Raw genomic sequence first — 18682 nt, 5'->3', positions numbered from 1 at the left:
GCGTGAATCAACCGGCCGGCGGCACTTCCAGCCCCGCCGCCGCCTGCGGCGCGGGGGTCGGGGCGGCGCCCCTCAACTCCGGACCCGGGGCCGAGCTCGGCCCCGCCGGTGTTTGAGGCGCGGGGTCCGGGGCTACGCCACGGGCGGACAGGGCCAGGGCGTAGACCGCGAGGAGCTGGTCCGCGCTGCGGGAGATGTCGTAGCGGCGGACCACCGGTGGCGGTGGCAGCCGCCGCGCGCCCGCCTCCATGTGCCCGCGAAGGGCGGCGACCAGCTCCTCCGTCCCGGTCCCGATCCGCCGCGCGCCCGGCGCCTGAGCCGCCGGGAGGTCGTCGATCGCCGGACAGGTGACGTGCAGGACGGGCAGCCCCGCAGCCAGGGCCTCCACGACCGCCAGCCCGAACGCCTCCTCCCGCGACGGGGACACGAAGACGTCCATCGCGGCCAGCAGCGCCGGGATCCCCGGCGTCCGCCCGTCCGCGCTGTCGCCCAGCGGGTCCCGCTCCCCCAGCAGGTGGATCCGGCTCTGTGCGCCCAGCTCCGCCGCCAGCCGCCGTAGCGCGGCCCGCTCCGGCCCGTCCCCGGCCAGCAGCAGATGCGCGCCCGGCAGCGCCGCCACCGCCCGGACCAGCGAGTCGAACCGCTTGCCCGGCACCAGCCGCCCGACCCCGCCGACCACGAACGCCCGCTCGGGCAGCCCGCTCCGGGCCCGCGTGGCCCTGCGCACGCCCTCGTCGAAGCGGAAGCGGGCGGCCTCGATCCCGTTCGGTACGACATGCACCCGCGCAGCCGGCACCCCCCAGCCCTCCAGCCGCGCCGCCACGGTGTCCGACACCGCCACGGTCGCCGCGCCCAGCCGCTCACTGGCCAGGTACAGCGCCCGCACCCCGGCCGTCAGCCGCCGGCCCTCCATCTCGCCCTCGCCGAGGGAGTGCTCGGTGGCCACGGTCGCCCCGACCCCCGCGAGCCGGGCCGCGAGCCGCCCGTACACGCAGGCCCGGTACAGGTGCGTGTGCACCAGGTCGTACTGCTCGCGCCGGATGAACCGCACCAGCCTGGGCAGCGCCCCCAGGTCCCGGTTGCCCCGCATGCCCAGGTGCACCACCCGGACCCCGTCGGCCCGCAGCCCCTCGGCCACCGGCCCGGGGTTGGTCAGCGTCAGCACGTCGCAGCGCATCGGCATGTGCCGCAGCAGCAGCCGCAGTTGCTGCTCGGCGCCGCCGACCCCGAGCCCCGTGATGATGTGCAGCGCCCGTACGGACTTCATCGGTGCACCGCCCGCCGCAGCTCCCGCACCCGGTGCCGCAGCTGCTTGATCCGCAGCCGCCCGGCCCCGTCCGCCTGGCTGACGTGGGTGCGCGGCAGGGCGTGCGGGCCGGCCAGCCGCCCGGGATCGATGGCGCACGCGTACCCGTAGCCGGCGGCCCGCGTCGCCGCGACGACCCGCTCGTCGAGGTGCCCGTACGGGTAGCAGAACCCCTCCGGCAGGGTCCCGGTCAGCTCCCGGATCAGCTCGCGGCTGCCCCGCAGCTCCTGCTGGAGGATGTCGTCGGCGGTCGCGGTGAGGTCCTGGTGGAGCAGCCCGTGCGAGCCGATCTCCTGCCCGGCGGCGGCGACTTCGCGGATGCCCTCGGCCGTCAGCAGGGACTTGCGGGGGCCCAGCGGGTCCCACACGTTGTCCACCCCGAGCCGCCCGGGCAGGACGAACAGCGTGGAGGTGCAGTCGTGGCGGCGCAGCAGCGGCAGGGCCCGGGTCAGGTAGTCGGTGTAGCCGTCGTCGAAGGTCAGCCCGACGAGTCCGGCGCCGCGCCCGGCCGCGTGGGCTCGGAGCAGTTCGCCGACGGACACCCCGCGCAGGCCCCGGGAGCGCAGCCACAGCAGGTGGGCCTCCAGCGTGCCCGGGGTGACGGTGATGCCGTACGGGTCCTCGGCGGGGTCGGTGAACTCGGCGACCGAGTGGTACATCAGGACCCACGGCGAGGCGGTCCGGCGGGCGGGGACCGTCGCGGCGTCCGGCGCCGTGCGGGTGTCAGCGGGCATTGCGGAACCTCTGGGTCATCTGGGTGATCTGGGCGGGCAGGGCGGTGATCTCGAGCGCCCGTATGGCCATGCCGCAGGCGCCGAACATGACGGGGACGAGCAGGCAGCCGAGTGCGGCGCTGAGCAGCGGGTCGGGGATCATCGGCCCGGCGATCCAGCCGGTGCCGCAGGCGCCGACGGCGGCGACGGAGAGCCGGCCGATGCTGAGCGCGACCCGGCGGACCTGGATGGCGACGATCCGCGAGCCGAGCCCGGTGAGCAGCAGGGCGGCGGCGGTGGAGATGCCGGCGGCGTTGGCGGCGGCGATGCCGTACGTGCCCCACCAGCGGACGGCGAAGGCTCCGGCCACGATGTTGACGAGGAGTCCGGCGCCCATCGCGAACGCCGGGAACCAGATGGGCCGGGCGGTCGAGAAGAAGGGCCGGGACAGCGCCCCGACGAGGCAGTGGCCGAGGAGTCCGAGGCCGTAGACCCGCATGACGGAGGCGGTGGCCAGGGTGTCGCGGTGGGTGAAGGCGCCGCGTTCGAAGAGGACCTGGATGATCTGGGGCGCGTACCCGATGACGAGGGCGCTGCCCATGAGGACGGCCAGGGAGGCCAGTGCGAGGTCCTGTTCGACGCGCCGCCGGGCCTTCTCGCGCTCGCCGCCGGCCATGGCCTGGGCGACGACGGGGAAGGTGACGGTGCAGATCATCAGGGACAGCACCATCGGCATCTGCGCGACCTTCTGCGCGTAGTTCAGGTGCGAGATGGCCCCGGGCGGCAGCGAGGCGGCCAGGAACCGCTCGACCAGGACCTGCGACTGGCGGAACACGGCGAAGAAGATCACCGGGGCGATCAGCCCGAACGCCATCAGGGTGGGCCGGTCCCGGTCGCGCTGGCTGCGTGGCGCACCCTTGGCGCGGGACGGGCCGAAGCCCACGTTCCGGATGAACGCGGGCAGTTGGACCAGCACCATCAGCAGCCCGCCGACGGCGACCCCGGCGGCGGCGGCCCGTACCCCCCACGCAGCGTTCAGCGCGACCATCGTCCCGATGATCCCGACGTTGTACGAGACGTAGATCGCGGCCGGTGGCACGAACGAGCGGTGCGCCCTGAGCGCCGCGCTGAAGTACCCCGCGATGCCGAACGACAGCACGGTCAGCGCGGTCATCCGGGTGCACTCCACGGCCAGGTCCGGGTCCGGAAGCCCGGGCGCGAGCACGGCGACGACGAGCGGCGCGGCGAGGACGAGCACGGAGGCGACGGCGGCCAGGAACACCGCCAGCCGCGGCAGGGTCGCCCCCACCAGCAGCCGTACGGGGTCCTGCGCGCGGGCCTGCTTGCGGGTGAGCCCGGCCCGGTCGGCCGCCCGCCGGGCCAGGGCATGGCTGAACGCGGGCACCATCAGCAGCGCCATGGCGTCCTCGATCAGCAGGGTCGAGGCCATCTCGGGCACGGTCCAGGCGATCAGGAAGGCGTCGCTGTCGTGCCCGGCTCCGAAGAGGTGCGCGATGGTCTGGTCCCGGACCAGCCCGAACACCGCCCCGGCGGCGGTCAGTCCCGCCGTGACGGCGGCGGCCTTGGCCAGGAACCGCCCCAGCGGAGCCGGCGCGTTCCCGCCACCGGACCCGGTCCCCCCGGCCCCGCCGACCGCCCGCGCACGGCCGGGGCCGGCCGGGGGAACCGGAGTGACCGGAGCCGGGTCGGGGTGCGGCGGACGGCCCGCAGCCGCGGCGACTTCGGTCGCCGCGGCCGCGGGCCGCCGCCAAGGCGTCGTATCGGTCACCGGCCGTCCGCACCCGGAACGGTGCGCAGTGCGGCCGGGAAGCCGGTGCGCCCTCCCGCGGCAGCAGCCTCGCCCGGACCACGTCGCGCGCCGAAGGCCGTGCGTGCCCCCGGCCGGCCGAGGCCGCCGGGAACCGCGTCACCCCCGGAGGGAGACGGCAGGGCCCACCAGGCCGCCAGGCCGATGATCACCCCGGTCAGGACGGTGGACGGCCCGCCGATGTCCGCGTACAGGAAGTCGGTGAGCTGCCAGACGAACAGCCCGATCGCGATCAGCCCGCAGTCCCGGAGCTCGGAGTCGCCCGTGACGCACCGCCGCAGTCCCGCGACCAGCAGCGCCGCCCAGCCTCCCGCCAGCGCGGTCAGCCCGACCAGGCCCTGCTCGCTCAGCACCAGCAGGTACATGTTGTGCGGGGAGAGCAGCGGCTGGCGGATGTACGCCTGCCCCGCGCCGGCGGTGTCACTGCCGGAGGAGAGCCCCAGCGAGGAGTGCCCGTCCCGGTTGGCCGGGAAGCCCTTGAGGCCCACCCCGACGGCCGGCCGCTCGCGCCACATCGACTCGGCGGCGGCCCACATCGTGTAGCGGTCGGTCACCGACTGGTCGGGGGCGCTGGAGACCTGGGTGATCGAGGTCAGCCGCTCCGCGACCATCTCGGAGCCGACCCCGAGCCCGCCCACCAGCACCACACCGGCCGCGGCCAGCGCGAGCAGCACCTTCAGGGCCCGCCGGATCCCGGCCAGCAGCATCACCAGCACCGCCGCGCCGGCGGTGGCGATCCACACGCCCCTGCTGAACGACAGCACCAGCGGCAGCACCAGCACCAGCGCCACGCCCCCGGCGATCCGCCGGACCCGCTGCGGCAGCCCCGGCGCCAGCGCGACCGCGGTCGCCACGACCAGCCCGTACGCCACCACGGTGGCCATGCCCATGACGTCACCGGGGCCGAAGGTGCCCACGGCCCGGACGTCCTGGCCCTGGTAGGAGGCCCCGGTGTGGGTCGCGAACTGCACGACCCCCACCGCCCCCTGCACCAGCGCCAGCACCACGAAGCACCCGGCAGCCAGCCGGAACTCCCCGGCGTCGCGCACCAGCAGCACGATCGCCGCCGGGACCAGCACGAACACCTGGAGGTAGCGCACGAAGCCGGGCAGCGCCACGTACGGGTCCCCGGCGGTCGCGGTCGCGACGGCCAGCCCCACGGCGGGCACGCCCAGCACCAGCACGCCCAGCGGGCTCAGCTCCCGCACCCGCCCGCGCAGCGCCTGCACCGCGCACACGAACACCAGCAGCAGCGAGGCGGCATCGGCCGGGCCGACCTTGCCGGAGGTGCTCGCGTCGCCCGCCGCGATCGGGGCGAGGAGCAGCAGGACGGTCGCGGCGAGCGGCAGCAGCGGCCAGTGCCGCCGCAGCAGCCCCGCCGCGTCGGGCCGGTACCCCACCGGGGATACGGCGAGGCTCATCAGCTGCCCCCCAGCCGGAAGCGGAAGAAGGAGGCCGCGGTGCGGGCGAGGATCCACAGGTCCTGCCACAGCGACCAGGTGTCGATGTAGTGGTTGTCGAAGCGGGCCCGGTCCTCGATGGACGTGTCCCCGCGCAGGCCGTTGATCTGGGCGAGCCCGGTGATGCCGACGGGCATCCGGTGCCGGGCCTCGTAGCCGGGGTGCACGGCGGCGAACTTCGCCACGAAGAAGGGCCGTTCCGGCCGCGGTCCGACCAGGCTCATGTCACCCCGTACGACGTTCCACAGCTGCGGCAGCTCGTCGAGGGAGGACTTGCGCAGGAAGGAGCCGACGGGGCTCATCCGGTGGTCGCCCGCGACCGTCCACCGGGTGGCGGACTCGTGCTCGTCGGCGCGCAGGGTACGGAACTTCAGCAGCGTGAAGGGGCGCCCGTACAGGCCGGCCCGCTCCTGCCGGAAGATCACCCCGGGCCCGTCGGCGACCCGTACGGCGAGCGCGCACAGACCCATCACGGGCGCGGCCGCGATCAGCGCGATCGCGGCCAGCAGCCCGTCGACGGCCCGCTTCACCCAGCGCTCCACCGGCCGGGACGGGCGGGGCAGCAGCGGCTGTACGGCGTACCCCCACAGCTGATCGGCGGGCTGCGCCACCCGCATGCCGGTCACCTTGGCGGTGCCGGCCGGGTCGGCGAGCCAGAGCCGGCAGCCGTGGTCGTGGAAGAGCCGGACGAGGGAGGCGGTGCGCTCGTCGGCCTCCGGCGGCCGGGTGAACACCGCGTGCAGGACCGAGTTCTGGATGACCGCGCGCCGGATGTCCTCGTGGGTGGCGAGCACCGGAACGCTGCTGCTGCCCTCCTCGTCGGCGCCGGTGTCCGCGAGCCCGACGGGCCGCAGCCCGTACTCGGGGCGCCCGTGCAGGGCGGCGGCGACCGCACTCGCCCCGGCGCCGGGGCCGACGACGAGGGCGGAGGCGGGCCGGAGGCGGGCGGAGCGGCGGCGGAGCCGGTTGGCGAACCCGCGGCCCGTGCACGTCAGGAGGATCTGCAGACAGACGGCGCTCAGCAGGGCCGGCCATCCCAGGGCCTGGCCCGGTGCCGCGGCGGCGACCACAGCGGCGGCCCCGCACCACAGGACGGCGGCCCGCCCGGCCAGTGCGGGCAGTTCGAGCAGCGCGGAGGGCGCGAGCCGCGGCCGGTACAGCCCGGCCTGCGCGTGCAGCGCGGCGGCCAGCACGGCGATCGGGGCCGCCGCCTCGGCAGGCAGCGCCGCCCCGGGCCTGGCCAGGGCCGTGGTGGTGAGTACGGCGGCCAGTACATCGGCGGTCAGCAGCGGGAGGACCCCGTCGCGGCGCCGGACCCGGTGCGGCCTCGCCAGGGGCCGGGCCGGGTCGGCCCTGGGCCGGCGTGGGGGGTGGATGGCGGTCACGGACCGTCGGACGGCTGCGGTGCCGCCGGTGCTGCCGGCGGGCCCCGTGCCGCCCTGCCCGGTGTGCCGGGCGGGTGCGCTGTCCATCGTCATCGGCTGATGCGCTCCTGGTTCAAGGGCCGGGGCCTGCCCAGCAGTTCGTGGTACAGACCGGTGACCGCGTCCGTGGTCCGCCGCACGTCGAAGTCGGTCCGGGCGTGTTGCTGGGCCTGCTCCCCGAGTTCGGCGAGCAGCCGCGGGTCGGCGAGCAGCCGCCCCAGGGCCTTGGCCAGCGCCGTCGGATCCTCCGGCGGTACCAGGCAGAGCCGTCCCTGGCCGGGCGGCAGGCTCTCCCGGGCACCGCTGACGTCGGAGACCAGGACCGGTCGACCGCAGGCCATGGCTTCGAGCGGGGCGAGCGCCATGCCTTCCCACCGCGACGGCAGTACAACGAGATCGGCGGCCCGAAGCCACGGTCGGATGTCGGAGGCGGCCCCCGCGAAGAGCACTCCGGGCGGGGCGGTGCGGCGCAGCCGCTCGGTGTCGGGGCCGTCGCCGACGAGCGCGAGGCGTGCTTCGGGGAGGTTGCCGAGCACCTCCCGCCAGGCCCGGAGCAGGATGTCCTGGCCCTTCTGCTGGCAGAGGCGGCCCACGCAGACGGCGAGCGGCCCGTCCCCCAGGAAGGCGGTGGGCAAGGGGAGTTCGGTACGCGCCCGGGCCCGGTCCGCGGCCCGGTCCGGGCCGCCGGGGCGGAAGTGGTCGAGGTCCACGCCGTTGCGGATCACCGACCAGTGGGCGGCGATCCCCTCGGCCTCGCCGGCCCGGCGTTCGGCCTCGCTGACGCAGAGCACCCGGTCGGCCCAACGGGCCCCGAACCGCTCCCAGCGCAGGGCGAGCGCGGCGGTGGCCCCGCCGACGGCGTCGAAGGACCAGGCGTGCGGCTGGAACACGGTGGGCACGGCCCCGCGCACGGCGAGCCGCCCGGCCAGGCCCGCCTTGGCGCTGTGGACGTGCAGGACGTCGGGCCGGATCCGGCCGATCACCCGCCGGGCACCGAGCACTTCGGCGGGCAGGTCGGGCCCGGGGGCCCGCCCGGCGCGCCAGGTGAGCACCTCGGCCCCTGCGGCGCGGGCGGCGTCGGCGAGCTGTCCGCCGCGCGGGCAGCCGACGGCGGTCCGCAGACCGGCGGCCGTCTGGGCGCGGACGAGGTCGGCGACGACGCGGGCGACACCGCCGTCGACGGGCTGGACGAGATGCAGGACGGAAAGGGGGCGGGGAATGGGGGCCTGCGCAGGGGAGGGCTGCGCAGGGGGAGGCTGTGTCGGCACGCGGAGTGGTCTCCTACGTTCAGCGGCGCGCGTCTGTCTGAACGAAGAGCACGCCGAGGAATTGACCCTGGCTTTCGCCCGTGAACCTGAAGCTCAGGCTGCGGGCACCACCGGACAGGGCGGGACTCAGGTCGAACACGTCCGCGTCATATCCGAGATTATTCACATGTTCGGGCTGTCGCACGAAAGGATGATGCCCGAATTCCGTGATCGTGGAATTCATAACATCATTAAAAGGATTTTCTGAATCATTGACGTTGACCCGGCGGCCACTGTCGGCGGTCACCGTGAGTGAGTCCCCGAGGGTTCCGCGGTCGCCGTCGTACGCGACCACCCCGGCCTTCCCCGCGGACCCGGCGGCCACGTCCAGGCCGGCGATCTCGACCGTCTCGCCGGACGCCTCGCCCGCACCCGCGGCGAGTGACTCGAAGCCGTCCCACAGCGAGATCCGGCGTACCGGCTCGTGCGGGTGCTCGTAGGCCACGACCAGCGTCCAGCCGCCCCAGGCGCCCACCTCGGAGTTGCCCATCGCGATGTTCAGCTGGGCGACCGTCCACATCCCGGCGCCACCCTTGCGTACGAGCGGGGTGACGTCGGCCGAGGCCTGGTAGGCATCGCTGCCCGCGTCCGTGCGGTGGCCGATCTCGGTGTCGGCGAGGACCTCCTTGTACGCCCCGCCCGGCTCGGCGACCAGCACCCGGCCGTTGTCCTGCGGCGGCTTCTGCTCACCCACCCGCAGGTTGCCGCCCCAGTACAGGCGGGCGTACGAGACCTTCGCACCCTCCGGGACCTTGAGCTCGGCCCGGGTGGAGTTGTAGGTGTCCGGATCCTTGTCGACCTCGCTGTAGAACATGTCGAAATCGCCGTTGACCCCGGCCGCGCCGCGGTTGACCTCGCCGCACGGCGCGGCGTCCGGCGCCTCCTCCCGGCGGCAGGCGATGGAGGAGTTGGAGGCCCGGACCAGCCCGCCGCGCTGGACGGCCTGGTAACGCTGGGTGAACGGGACCTTGGGCATCTCCCGCACGGCGGGTGCCGCGGGGCCCGGCGGGGCGGCGGTCGCTGCGGCCGCGGCCGCAGCGGGGACGTTGGCCGAAAGTACGAGGCAGGACAGCAGACCGAGCGTGCCGAGGATTCTGCGGGACGAACCCATGACCCTGTCTCCATTTTCGATCAAGGGGACAAAACAGGAGTGAACTTTGTCAGAAGTCGGGCGGGAAATCACGCCGGACTCGCTCGTACGGCCTTTTGGGCGATAGCACGCACCCTCGCAGTCGGCGGGTCGTTATGCCGTTGCGGCCATTGTTCGAACCGAAAGGAAAATCGGAGATGAAGAAGAGGCTGATGCGCGGCGCCACGATGGCGGTCGCGAGCGCTGCGGTCCTGACGGCCGGCGCGGGCCTCGCCTCCGCGGACAGTGCGGCGGAGGGCGTCGCGGCGGGGTCCCCCGGTGTGCTGAGCGGCAACCTGCTCCAGGTTCCCGTGGACGTCCCCGTGAACGTCTGCGGCAACACCGTGAACATCATCGCGCTGCTGAACCCCGCGTTCGGAAACCACTGCGTCAACGCCTGACCGTCAGCGGGTTCGTCAACCGCGCCGCCCCAAACGGCGGCATCCGGGTGAATCCACGCAACCCGAACCGGTGCCCGGGCGTTGATCCGGGTGCTCCACCACCGGGCAATCCAGCAAAAAAGGGACGACAATGATCAAGAAGATGATGGCCACTGCGGCTGCTGCAGCCTCGGTCGTGGGCATCGGTGCCGCCATGGCCCCGCAGGCGATGGCCATCGGCAACGACAACGGCATCAACACCGTGAACGGCAACGGCGCTTCGCAGATCTACGGCAACCAGGCCACGTACGGCACCATGAGCCCCCAGATGGCGCTCATCCAGGGCTCGTTCAACAAGCCCTGCATCGCCCTGCCGGCGAAGGCCAACGTCCAGAGCCTGCTCGGCGCCGTCCCGATCGGCCTCCAGGACATCAACGTCCTGTCGAACCCGCAGAACCAGCAGTGCACGGAGAACTCCACCCAGGCCAAGGGCGACGAGGCCCTCTCGCACATCCTGGACAACATCCCGATCCTGTCGGGCAACCTCTCCGCCCACAGCTGATCGCACCCCGCGCGCCGGTGAGGCCGCCGCACCCCGTTCGGGTCGCGGCGGCCTCGCCGCTTGCCGGCCCGCGAAACAGCGCGGCAAATCCGCGGCGAATTCCGGCCCGCCCGGCGTTGGGGTGAATTGCGGAACCGCCCGCGAAAACCTGCGGTTTCTTTTCCCGGACCCACTCGTTGTTATTTCTGCAGTGGACACGCCTCTGCGGGAAGGATCGAAAACAAATGACGTACAAGAAGGCAGTGGTGCTGGCCGCCGGCGTTCTGATGGCCGCCGGTGCCGCCTCCCCCGCCATGGCCGACGCGTCCGCCGACGGCAAGGCCATCGGCTCGCCCGGCGTTCTGTCCGGCAACCTGCTCCAGGTGCCGGTCAGCGTCCCGGTCAACGTCTGCGGCAACACCGTGAACATCATCGCGCTGCTGAACCCGGCGTTCGGCAACACCTGCGTCAACGCCTGACGCAGCGCTGTGCCCGCAAGGGCAAACCTCCTCGGGGTGGCCTCGGAGTGCACGGCGGTGCACTTCGGGGCCACCTTCGATTCAGCACCGGCGGAAGCGCCGGTAGACAGGGAAGGGCCCATGCGACAGGTACTGAGCCGACAGGTACTGGGCAAGGGGATGCTCACGGCGGCGGCCGCCTCGAGCCTGCTGTCGATCGCGGCCGGCGCCGCCTACGCACACCCGGGGGCAACGGCCGAGGCCTCGCATTCGCCGGGCGTGCTGTCCGGCAACAGCGTCTCGGTACCGATCACCCTCTCGCCGAACGTGTGCGGCAACAGTGTGGACGGGGGAGCAGCGCTCAACCCCTCGTTCGGGAACAACTGCGCCACCACGACCGGTTCGGACGCACACCACGCCGACCACGACTACGGGCGCTACCTCAGTCCCGAGAACGCCGAGGCCTTCGAGCGCTACCTCGAGGAGCGCCAGGGCGGCCGGCACGCGCTGCCGGAGCAGCGTCGCGAGGAGCCCCGGCACGAGGAGTCCCGCCGGCAGGTGCCGCGGCACGCGGCACCCCGGTACGAGGAGTCCCACGACGAGGACGGCTACGGCGGATCGGGCGAGAGGCACGACCGGGGCCACCACGGACCGGCCGAACACGGCGGACCGCAGGGACCGCGCGGGCAGGGCGGCTACGGCGGCTCGGACGAGGAGGAGTGCGACGACCACCCGCACGCCCTCCCGGCCCCGGCGCCGGTGGCCCACCACGCTCCCCCGGCGCCCGAGCGTCCGCAGCCGCGGCCCCGCCCGAAGCCGCTGCCGAAGCCGGAGCACCCGGCTCCGAAGCCCGCCCCGGTCCACGAGGCTCCCGCTGTGGAGACGCCTGCGCCGCCGCAGCCCGCGCCGGAGACGGTCCCCGCTCCGGCACCGCTCCCGGCTCCGGTCCACGAGGCCCCCGTAACGCTCCCCGCGCCGGCTCCGGTCGCGGAGGCTCCCCGACCGCTTCCGGCCCCCGCCCCGGTCGCGGAGGCGGGGCCCGCCCCCACCCCGCCGCACGGCAGCCAGTTCGTGGAGCACCCGGCGCCGGCTCCGGCGCCCGAGGTCGTCCGTCCCGCCGACCAGCCGCCGGCCGCCCCGGCCGGTGACATCCCCGTCCACCTGATGCCGCCGGCGCCCGTCCCCGCCCCGCCGGCCGCGCCCGTCCCCGCTCCGGCACCTGCTCCGGCACCCGCTCCCGCACACGTGTCGGCGCCGGAGCTCGCCGAGACCGGCGCGGGTCAGACCGCCGCCGCGGCGGCCCTCGCCTCGGCGCTGATCCTGGGCGGCGCCATTCTGTACCGAAGGTCCCGTATCGCCTGACCGGCAATACCGGTAATCAGAAGAAATATCGGCCGGAGAATCCCTTGTCGGACTCTCCGGCCGTTGCCGTACGCGTTTCCGTAGCGGCGGGGAATCGTTACCCAGGGCGAAAGCAGCGCGACGGTCGCCGCTGACGACTCCATCCACGAAAGAAGAGGATTTCGATAATGAAGCTCACGAAGGTCGCCGCGGTCATCGCAGGATCCGTTGCCGCGCTCGGCGCCTCCGCTCCCGCCTTCGCCGCCGACGCCCCGGCCGCGATGCCCCCCACGAGCCTGACGGGTGGGGCCACCGAGGTCTTCAACTCGCTCGCCCCGGTCACCGAGTCGCTCCCGCAGACCCTGAGCAACGGGGTGGCCGAGCAGGGCGAAACCGTCGGCAAGGTCGTGGGCACCGCACAGCGCGTCAACCAGATCCGCAACAATGCGCCGGGCGAGCTGCTCGGCGCGGCGAACGGAGTCACGCAGGCGTCCCCGCTCCTCGGCGGCGTCCACCTCAACGGCGGGGCGCACTGAGCCGGTCGAGTCACCGCACCGGGCACAAACCACTGTGGGCGCCACCGGCGAGGCCGGTGGCGCCCACAGTCAGCTGTGCCGACAGACGTCAGTCGTTGACGCAGACGTTGCCGAACGCGGGGTTCAGCGCCGCGATGATGTTCACGGTGTTGCCGCAGAGGTTGATCGGAACGTGAACCGGGACCTGGGCCAGGTTGCCCGAGAGGACACCGGGGGAGCCCACGGCCGCGCCCTCGGCCGACGAGTCGGCCATGGCGGAGCCGGCGGCACCAGCCGCAGCGAGACCGGCGGAGGCCAGGACCAGGGCGGCCTTCTTGGCAGAGTTCATGGGAAGTGCACCTTCTGTTCGATGTTCTGCCCCGACGCGGGGCTCACACCGAGCGAAACGGTTCAGACTCCCGGACGACACGGCCTCGCGCGAAATCAGACCTGTTCAGCTCAATAGTCGTAACCACGCTCGGTTTTCCGGCCATCCTCTGCCACCCTGTCTCCCCGCTACGGGAGGCCGGGGCCCTCCGGCACGATCTCCACCGGCGTCACGACCGGGTTGGCCGGCGCCGGTGCCGGGGCGGGCCGCGCCGGGACCGCGGGCACCGGAAGCGCCGGCTTGGCGACGGGCGCCGCCGGCTTGGCTACAGGTGCCGCCGGCTTGGACACGGGCGCCGCCGGCTTGGCCACAGGTGCCGCCGGCTTGGAGGCGGGGAGTTCAGGGATCTCGGGGATCTCCGGGATCTCGGGAATCTCCGGGATCTCGGGAATCTCCGGGATCTCGGGAATCTCCGGGATCTCGGGGATCTCGGGGATCTCGGGGATCTCGGGGATCTCGGGGATGGACGGGATCGGCAGTGCCGGGATCGCCGGGATCGCCGGCAGGCTCGGCAGAGTCGGCAGCTGGATCGGCGGCAGCGTCACCCCCGGCAGCAGGTTCTGGAGGGACTTCAGGAGTCCGTCCAGGGTCGCGGTGATCCCCGCGAGGAGGTCGTCGAGCGGGCCGGCCGCCGCCACGCGGCGGTCGATCTGCTGCTGGGCGGCCGCCACTCGTTTCCTGACGGCGGACGCCGCGTCACCGTCCGCGGCGCCCGCGGGGGCGGCCGCGCCGGTGAGTATGACGACGGCCAGGGCCGACGGGACGAGGACGCGGCTGCGGAACGGCTTCTTGCGGTGCATAGGGGTTCCTTCGGTGGTCGCGCAGAGGCGGACCCGAGCGATCCGCTTCCTTACCCACCGTGCGAAGCCCCTGCACGGAGCGCAACCGGAGCGTGAAGGGCCCCGGTCGGCCGTACGGGCTGTGTACGGGCTTCGCGCGCGCATCCGGAGGCGGCTCACCCGGGCCGGGAAAAAGCGCAGCCCGAGCGGGCCGTTCGGGTGAAGCCCCGGAACCAACCCCCCGGCAGGGCAGTTGACCAGGGCGCTCCACTAGCGGGCACTCGTGCGACAAAAGGACCAATGATGCTCAAGAAGATCATGACTGCTGCCGCGGTCACCGCCGCCGCCGTCGGCGCGGGCGCTGCTGTTGCCGCCCCGGCCATGGCGATCGGCAACGACAACGGGGTCACCACCATCAACGGCAACGGTGCCTCGCAGATCTACGGCAACCAGAAGACCGAAGGCGACCTGAGCCCGCAGCTCAGCCTGGTCCAGGGCACGCTCAACAAGCCCTGCATCGGCCTGCCGGTGAAGGTGAACGCGCAGGGGCTGCTCGGCGCCGTCACGGCGAACGTCCAGGACATCAACGTCCTGTCCAACCCGCAGAACCAGCAGTGCACCGAGAACTCCACCCAGGCCAAGGGCGACGAGGCCCTCTCGCACATCCTGGACAACATCCCGATCCTCTCGGGCAACGGCTCCTTCGGCAGCTGATCCCCGCTCCCCCGCCTTTTCCGGTCCGGGCCCACCCCGCCCGTGGAGCGATGTGACGAGGGCCCCGGCAGCCTCCAGCTGCCGGGGCCCTCGCGCGCGCCGGGCCGTCACCCGGTCCAGAACTCCCACCACCGGGTGAGGATCAGCATCCCGATCACGCCGATGTGCAGGGCGGGCGGGGCCCAGCCGAACTCGGTGAAGAAGGTCCGCACCGGGCCGGGCGCGGGCAGTGCACGGGTGCGGACGTTGTACGCGGTGACCGCCCAGAACATCAGCAGGGTGGCCACCCAGGTCAGACAGCACCACAGGCAGAGCGCGTTGATCTCGTACAGGGACTGCACCATCAGCAAGCTGCAGAAGCCGACTCCGAAGACGGTGCCGGCGTTCAGTCCCAGCCAGAACCAGCCGCGGTAGCGGGCGCCTGCCAGCAGGCCCGCGCCGACGCACACGACGGCCCCGTACGCGACCAGTCCCAGCAGGGGGTTGGGGAAGCCGAAGGCCGCCGCCTGGTCGCTCTTCATGACGCTGCCGCAGGAGACCACGGGGTTGAGGCTGCAGGCGGGCTTGAAGTCCGGGTCCTCCAGCAGCAGGAACTTGTCGAGGGTGATCACCCACGAGGCCAGTACCCCGGCGGCCCCGGTCAGCACCAGCAGCCAGGCCAACGCCCGCGGGGTGGCGGCCGGTTCATCCTCGTGTCGACTGTGGGGCCGCCCCTGCTGGCGGGGAAGGCCCACTGTTTTCGTTGCCATACGGCCCATGTTCCCCCGCTCCGGCACAGACCCGGGCGAACCATGCGCATCCATGCCCAAGTTGACCTGAAGGGGTGGGGGAACCCCTGATGCTTCCCGGACGTTTTACCGAACCCCGGACGTGATGTCAGAGCCAGGGGCTACGTTGAGCTTCCGCGAAGTCACTAGCTGCGACGGCCTGGAGACCCACCTTGAGCGATCCGTACGAGACAACCGAGGCGCACCTCGAGCGACTCCTGGGCCGCGCCCTCAACTCCTTCGACCTGCCGGACCGGTTGGTCGAGCGCCTCGGTACGGCGCTCGCCCACAGCTCCTCCCTGTACACCACCCACCACAGCCCGGCGGCGGGGCGCTGGCGGGAGACCCACCGGCACACGTACCTGCTGTCCGACGGCGGTTCGGCGTCCCTGTGGGAGCTGGTGTACCGGCTGGAGGGCGACCGGACGATCCGGCACGAGGTCTTCGTGAGCAAGGCGGAGACCTGCCTGGCCGTGGCCCGGCTGTTCGGCGACGCCCCGGCGGAGGCCGCGTTCGACCCGGAGCTGGACCCGGCGTTCGCCGCCGCCGAGGAGGAGCCGGACACCGACGTGGCGGTGCTGAGCGCGCTGTTCGCGGCCGGGGCGCCGGCGCACCGGCACCGGGAGTACGCGGTGGAGGAGTCCGCCGACCATGCCCGCAGGGTGCTGCGGCGCGCGGAGAACCCGGACCGGCCGGGTGAGCGGACGGCGCTGTTACTGAGATCGGCGTACGCGCACCAGATCACCCAGGCGTTCGGCACCCGGCCGTGCAGGGTGGACGGGCGGAGTGCCGGGTTCAGCCTGTACGAGCACTCGTTCGTGCTGCTGGACGGGAGCGCGGTCAGCCTGTGGGAGGTCGAGCACACGGCGACGCCGGACGGGCGGCACATGTGCGAGGTGTACGAGAGCGAGGCGGCCGCCCGCGGGGCGATGGAGCTCCGCGCGCGGGTGAGATGAGGCTGCTCCAGTGCCGCTTCACGGCGTGGCGGGGGCGGACAGGCGCAGGTCCGGGGGCGGGTTCTCGGTGACGCGGACCGCCCCGGGGCGCAGGTCCGCGGGGACCGGCATGGCGCTGCCGGGGAGCTGGACCGCGGCCGCGCCGTGGGCCAGGGCCGAGGCGAGGGCTCCGGGGCCGGTCCCGCCCGCGATCAGGAAGCCGGCCAGCGAGGCGTCGCCCGCTCCGACGTCGCTGCGTACGGCGGCCACGGGGGCGGTGCCGTGGAAGGTGCCCTCGGCGCTCACCAGGAGCTGACCGTCCGCGCCGAGGGAGGCGAGCACCGCGCCCGCGCCCCGGGAGCGGAGCTCCTGGGCTGCCCGGGCGACTTCGCCCAGGGTGGCCAGCGGGCGGCCGACCGCCTGGGCGAGCTCCGCGGCGTTGGGCTTGATCAGGTCCGGGCGGGCCTGCAGTGCGGCGGTCAGCGCCGGGCCCGAGGTGTCCAGCGCGACCTTGGCACCGGCTTCGCGGGCGCGGGCGACCAGGTCGGCGTACCACTCGGGCGCCAGGCCGAGCGGGAGGCTGCCGCAGGCCGCGATCCAGACCGGGTCTCCGGCCGCGGTACGGACGGTCTCCAGCAGGAGGCCGGATTCCTCCGCGGTGAGCTCGGGGCCGGGCGCGTTGATCTTGGTGAGGGTGCCGTCGGGTTCGACGAGCGAGATGTTCGACCGGGTCTGACCGGCGACCGTCACCGCGGTGACGTCCACGCCCTGTGCGCCCAGCAGTTCGGCGATCAGCGTGCCCGAGGCGCCGCCGAGCGGGAGGACCGCCGTCGTGAGGACTCCCGCGGCGGCCAGCGCGCGGGAGACGTTGACCCCCTTGCCTCCGGGGTCGACGCGGTCGCCGGTGGCGCGCAGCACGGCGCCACGGTCCAGCGAGGGGACCTCGTATGTCCGGTCGAGGGAGGGGTTCGGGGTGACGGTGAGGATCATACGAGCACGACCTCTGCGGATCACGCGCCCACCGTACGCCCGTTCCGCAGCAAACCAAAGCAAACGGGCATGTCCGCCAACAGAAGCGGACATGCCCGTCAGGGGGAACGGCGCGGGCTACCCGGCGGGGACGGCCTCCGGAGCGGCCGCGGCCGCGGCCTGGCTGCCACCCTCGCGCTGCTCCATCGGGACCGACTTGCGCGGCAGCACGAACATCACCCCGAAGATCACGATCAACACGGCCACGATCCACCACAGCGCACCGTGGAAGGCGTCGACGTACGGCGCACCGAAGACGCGGTCGTCGTCCATCAGCCCGAAGAAGACGACGGAGGTGAGGCCGAGGCCCAGCGCGTTGCCCATCTGCCCGGTGGTGTTGATCAGACCGGAGGCCGAACCGGCGTGCTCGCGCGGCACCTCGGACAGCACGGTGTCGTTCAGCGGCGCGACGATCAGCCCCATGCCGGTGCCCATGAGGATCAGCGGTGCAGCCATCTGCCAGGAGCTGATCTCCATGCCGTAGCGCTGCGCCTCCCAGATGTAGAGGAGGATGCCCGCGGCCATGATGAGCGCGCCCGCCTGGAGCACCTTGCGGCCGAAGCGCGGTACGAGCTTGCCTACGGACATGCCCGCGGCGGCCGAGACGGCGAGGGAGAACGGGATGCCGGTGGCGCCGGCCTTCAGGGCGCTCCAGCCGAGGCCCATCTGCATGTACATCGTCCAGACCAGGAAGAAGATGCCGGTCGCGATGCCGAAGGTCAGCTGGACGGCGATGCCGCCCGCGAAGCTCTTGACCTTGAAGAGGGAGAGCTCCACCAGCGGGGAGCCGTCCTTGCGGATCTTGTACTTCTCGTACGCGATGAAAGCGGCGAAGACGAAGGGCGAGGCGATCATGCAGACGAAGCCCCAGACCGGCCAGTCGTTCTCGCGGCCGTGCGTGAGGGGGAAGATCAGCATGACCAGGGCGAGGGTGGCCAGCACGACACCGACCACGTCGAGGCGCAGGGCCTTGGGGGCCTTCGACTCGGTGATGAACTTGCGGCCCAGGATCACGCCGGCGATGCCGACCGGCAGGTTGATCAGGAAGATCGGGCGCCATTCGAGACCGAGGAGGTTCCACTCGGTGAGCAGGGCGCCGAGCATCGGGCCGGAGACGGCGCCGAGGCCGACGACCGCGCCGAACATGCCGAAGACCTTGCCGCGCTCGTGCGGCGGGAACGTCACGTGGATGATCGCCAGCACCTGCGGGACCATCATGGCCGCCATGCCGCCCTGGAGGATGCGGGAGGCGACGAGCATGTCGGGGTTGGCGGCGATGCCGCAGAGCAGCGAGGCGGCGGTGAAGCCCGCGATGCCGAGGAGGAAGAGGCGCTTGCGGCCGTAGATGTCACCGAGACGGCCGCCCGTGATCAGGCCGGCGGCGAAGGCGAGCGCGTAACCGGCGGTGATCCACTGGATCGCGCTGGTGGAGGCGCCGAAGTCCTCGCGCATGCGGGGTATCGCGATGTTGACGATCGTGACGTCGACCAGGTCCATGAAGGCCGCGGTCATCACGATGGCGAGCGCCAGCCAGCGGCGGCGGTCGGCGGTCGAGCTGGAGGCTGCTGCTTCGTCGTGGACGGTGTCGTTCCGCTCTTCTTGCACGGGCCCGTTCTCTCTCTCGGGCAATGTCTTGGACGTCTCGGTGCTCATGGAGAGAAACCTAGA

At 73.0% G+C, this 18682-nt stretch carries 19 protein-coding genes; 7 read left to right on the top strand and 12 right to left on the bottom strand.

The genetic code is table 11. The features are described 5' to 3' along the window. Positions 1 to 7: 7 nt before the first annotated feature. From OHT74_RS22870 to OHT74_RS22840, 7 genes are read right to left on the bottom strand one after another with little or no spacing between them, the layout of a single operon-like run. Entirely contained in the window at positions 8 to 1267 is a 1260-nt protein-coding gene (locus OHT74_RS22870; RefSeq protein WP_328621234.1) for a glycosyltransferase, read from the bottom strand. Beyond that, positions 1264 to 2040 (bottom strand): polysaccharide deacetylase family protein, encoded by a 777-nt coding sequence (locus OHT74_RS22865; RefSeq protein WP_328621233.1) that lies wholly within the window; start codon positions 2038 to 2040, stop codon positions 1264 to 1266. Before OHT74_RS22865 ends, OHT74_RS22870 begins: the two co-directional genes overlap by 4 nt. Then, the gene (gene murJ, locus OHT74_RS22860) at positions 2030 to 3808 is read right to left on the bottom strand and encodes a murein biosynthesis integral membrane protein MurJ (protein ID WP_328621232.1); all 1779 of its coding nucleotides are present in this window, start codon (positions 3806 to 3808) and stop codon (positions 2030 to 2032) included. Before murJ ends, OHT74_RS22865 begins: the two co-directional genes overlap by 11 nt. Beyond that, positions 3805 to 5268: an O-antigen ligase family protein gene (locus tag OHT74_RS22855; protein ID WP_328621231.1), complete on the bottom strand. Its 1464-nt coding sequence runs from the start codon at positions 5266 to 5268 to the stop codon at positions 3805 to 3807. The genes murJ and OHT74_RS22855 overlap by 4 nt, the downstream gene beginning before the upstream one ends. After that, the gene (locus OHT74_RS22850) at positions 5268 to 6785 is read right to left on the bottom strand and encodes an exopolysaccharide biosynthesis polyprenyl glycosylphosphotransferase (protein WP_443047471.1); all 1518 of its coding nucleotides are present in this window, start codon (positions 6783 to 6785) and stop codon (positions 5268 to 5270) included. The genes OHT74_RS22855 and OHT74_RS22850 overlap by 1 nt, the downstream gene beginning before the upstream one ends. Then, positions 6782 to 7999: a glycosyltransferase gene (locus OHT74_RS22845; RefSeq protein WP_443047469.1), complete on the bottom strand. Its 1218-nt coding sequence runs from the start codon at positions 7997 to 7999 to the stop codon at positions 6782 to 6784. The genes OHT74_RS22850 and OHT74_RS22845 overlap by 4 nt, the downstream gene beginning before the upstream one ends. 19 nt (positions 8000 to 8018) lie before the next feature. Next, positions 8019 to 9221 (bottom strand): DUF3344 domain-containing protein, encoded by a 1203-nt coding sequence (locus tag OHT74_RS22840; RefSeq protein ID WP_328621230.1) that lies wholly within the window; start codon positions 9219 to 9221, stop codon positions 8019 to 8021. 119 nt (positions 9222 to 9340) lie between these two features. On the opposite strand from OHT74_RS22840, the gene OHT74_RS22835 reads away from it, so the two are divergent. The 5 genes from OHT74_RS22835 (at position 9341) to OHT74_RS22815 (ending at position 12423) form a co-directional block, all read left to right on the top strand. Further along, positions 9341 to 9568, top strand: a complete 228-nt coding sequence (locus OHT74_RS22835; RefSeq protein ID WP_266999441.1) for a chaplin — start codon at positions 9341 to 9343, stop codon at positions 9566 to 9568. Positions 9569 to 9698: 130 nt separating this feature from the next. Further along, positions 9699 to 10109, top strand: coding sequence for a rodlin (locus OHT74_RS22830; RefSeq protein ID WP_328621228.1), 411 nt, complete (start codon positions 9699 to 9701; stop codon positions 10107 to 10109). A gap of 224 nt (positions 10110 to 10333) precedes the next feature. After that, entirely contained in the window at positions 10334 to 10567 is a 234-nt protein-coding gene (locus tag OHT74_RS22825) for a chaplin (protein ID WP_328621227.1), read from the top strand. A gap of 120 nt (positions 10568 to 10687) precedes the next feature. Further along, entirely contained in the window at positions 10688 to 11908 is a 1221-nt protein-coding gene (locus tag OHT74_RS22820) for a chaplin (protein ID WP_328621226.1), read from the top strand. 167 nt (positions 11909 to 12075) lie between these two features. Continuing rightward, positions 12076 to 12423 (top strand): hypothetical protein, encoded by a 348-nt coding sequence (locus OHT74_RS22815; protein WP_266995088.1) that lies wholly within the window; start codon positions 12076 to 12078, stop codon positions 12421 to 12423. 88 nt (positions 12424 to 12511) lie between these two features. On the opposite strand, the gene OHT74_RS22810 is transcribed toward OHT74_RS22815, so the two are convergent. Beyond that, complete coding sequence (locus OHT74_RS22810) at positions 12512 to 12751, bottom strand: chaplin (protein WP_266995090.1); 240 nt, start codon at positions 12749 to 12751, stop codon at positions 12512 to 12514. 167 nt (positions 12752 to 12918) lie between these two features. Next, positions 12919 to 13590, bottom strand: a complete 672-nt coding sequence (locus OHT74_RS22805) for a hypothetical protein (RefSeq protein WP_328621225.1) — start codon at positions 13588 to 13590, stop codon at positions 12919 to 12921. 282 nt (positions 13591 to 13872) lie between these two features. Between OHT74_RS22805 and OHT74_RS22800 the strand changes: the two genes are divergently transcribed. Then, on the top strand, positions 13873 to 14283 hold the full coding sequence (locus OHT74_RS22800; protein WP_328623371.1) for a rodlin: 411 nt from the start codon (positions 13873 to 13875) through the stop codon (positions 14281 to 14283). Between the two features lie 107 nt (positions 14284 to 14390). On the opposite strand, the gene OHT74_RS22795 is transcribed toward OHT74_RS22800, so the two are convergent. Next, positions 14391 to 15032 (bottom strand): vitamin K epoxide reductase family protein, encoded by a 642-nt coding sequence (locus tag OHT74_RS22795; RefSeq protein WP_443047468.1) that lies wholly within the window; start codon positions 15030 to 15032, stop codon positions 14391 to 14393. 191 nt (positions 15033 to 15223) lie between these two features. Between OHT74_RS22795 and OHT74_RS22790 the strand changes: the two genes are divergently transcribed. After that, positions 15224 to 16006, top strand: a complete 783-nt coding sequence (locus OHT74_RS22790; protein ID WP_266995092.1) for a DUF6227 family protein — start codon at positions 15224 to 15226, stop codon at positions 16004 to 16006. Between the two features lie 18 nt (positions 16007 to 16024). Here OHT74_RS22790 and pfkB read toward each other — a convergent pair whose 3' ends face one another. Then, on the bottom strand, positions 16025 to 16975 hold the full coding sequence (gene pfkB / locus OHT74_RS22785) for a 1-phosphofructokinase (RefSeq protein ID WP_266666208.1): 951 nt from the start codon (positions 16973 to 16975) through the stop codon (positions 16025 to 16027). Positions 16976 to 17092: 117 nt separating this feature from the next. Continuing rightward, the gene (locus tag OHT74_RS22780) at positions 17093 to 18667 is read right to left on the bottom strand and encodes an MFS transporter (protein ID WP_328621223.1); all 1575 of its coding nucleotides are present in this window, start codon (positions 18665 to 18667) and stop codon (positions 17093 to 17095) included. Between the last annotated feature and the right edge of the window lie 15 nt (positions 18668 to 18682).

The organism is Streptomyces sp. NBC_00354 (assembly GCF_036106915.1).
In the GTDB taxonomy this organism is placed as follows: Bacteria; Actinomycetota; Actinomycetes; order Streptomycetales; family Streptomycetaceae; genus Streptomyces.
Note: the sequence above shows the minus strand (reverse complement) of the source record. Positions and strands in the feature narration are given on the sequence as shown.

What these genes read in the sequence shown, in the direction of transcription:
- OHT74_RS22870 (WP_328621234.1), bottom strand. Translation starts at nt 1,267, where the DNA reads ATGAAGTCCGTACGGGCGCTGCACATCATCACGGGGCTCGGGGTCGGC.
- OHT74_RS22865 (WP_328621233.1), bottom strand. Translation starts at nt 2,040, where the DNA reads ATGCCCGCTGACACCCGCACGGCGCCGGACGCCGCGACGGTCCCCGCC.
- OHT74_RS22855 (WP_328621231.1), bottom strand. Translation starts at nt 5,268, where the DNA reads ATGAGCCTCGCCGTATCCCCGGTGGGGTACCGGCCCGACGCGGCGGGG.
- OHT74_RS22850 (WP_443047471.1), bottom strand. Translation starts at nt 6,785, where the DNA reads ATGACGATGGACAGCGCACCCGCCCGGCACACCGGGCAGGGCGGCACG.
- OHT74_RS22835 (WP_266999441.1), top strand. Translation starts at nt 9,341, where the DNA reads ATGCGCGGCGCCACGATGGCGGTCGCGAGCGCTGCGGTCCTGACGGCC.
- OHT74_RS22830 (WP_328621228.1), top strand. Translation starts at nt 9,699, where the DNA reads ATGATCAAGAAGATGATGGCCACTGCGGCTGCTGCAGCCTCGGTCGTG.
- OHT74_RS22825 (WP_328621227.1), top strand. Translation starts at nt 10,334, where the DNA reads ATGACGTACAAGAAGGCAGTGGTGCTGGCCGCCGGCGTTCTGATGGCC.
- OHT74_RS22820 (WP_328621226.1), top strand. Translation starts at nt 10,688, where the DNA reads ATGCGACAGGTACTGAGCCGACAGGTACTGGGCAAGGGGATGCTCACG.
- OHT74_RS22815 (WP_266995088.1), top strand. Translation starts at nt 12,076, where the DNA reads ATGAAGCTCACGAAGGTCGCCGCGGTCATCGCAGGATCCGTTGCCGCG.
- OHT74_RS22810 (WP_266995090.1), bottom strand. Translation starts at nt 12,751, where the DNA reads ATGAACTCTGCCAAGAAGGCCGCCCTGGTCCTGGCCTCCGCCGGTCTC.
- OHT74_RS22805 (WP_328621225.1), bottom strand. Translation starts at nt 13,590, where the DNA reads ATGCACCGCAAGAAGCCGTTCCGCAGCCGCGTCCTCGTCCCGTCGGCC.
- OHT74_RS22800 (WP_328623371.1), top strand. Translation starts at nt 13,873, where the DNA reads ATGCTCAAGAAGATCATGACTGCTGCCGCGGTCACCGCCGCCGCCGTC.
- OHT74_RS22795 (WP_443047468.1), bottom strand. Translation starts at nt 15,032, where the DNA reads ATGGCAACGAAAACAGTGGGCCTTCCCCGCCAGCAGGGGCGGCCCCAC.
- pfkB (WP_266666208.1), bottom strand. Translation starts at nt 16,975, where the DNA reads ATGATCCTCACCGTCACCCCGAACCCCTCCCTCGACCGGACATACGAG.
- OHT74_RS22780 (WP_328621223.1), bottom strand. Translation starts at nt 18,667, where the DNA reads ATGAGCACCGAGACGTCCAAGACATTGCCCGAGAGAGAGAACGGGCCC.